The sequence below is a fragment of the Streptococcus sp. SCPM-O-B-15294 (M123) genome (assembly GCF_058200455.1).
In genome coordinates, this window is sequence record NZ_JBYQGU010000033.1 from 1 (window position 1) to 344 (window position 344).

At 44.8% G+C, this 344-nt stretch carries 1 protein-coding gene; it reads right to left on the reverse strand.

Annotated elements, in window-relative coordinates:
• On the reverse strand, positions 1-344 hold a 344-nt coding region (locus AC3E8G_RS10290), incomplete at both ends, for a MucBP domain-containing protein (RefSeq protein WP_490677653.1).

Below are 344 nucleotides of genomic sequence, written 5' to 3' on the forward strand. Positions count from 1 at the left end.
TTTCCTTCAGTTTGTATACGTAGGTGACGTTCTTATCGCCTTCGATGACCTTGCCGGTTGTAGAATCGGTAGATTTAAGGTGACCTTGGTCATCTACTTCACCGACAGTGTAGTTACCCGCTGGGACTAACTCATAAGTCTTGCCTTCGAATGCAATCTCTTGTGGACGGTTGTCTACAACAGTGTCGTAGTCCTTGTCCACTGGTTGAGCGTCTTCGTCGGTTACATCAGACTTGATGGTCTTGCCTTCTGTATCCACATAGTGAACGTAGACGTTACCCTTAGGTTGAGTTGGTTCTTCCTTCACTTCTTTATAAACGTAAGTGATGATTGACTTAGGTTTG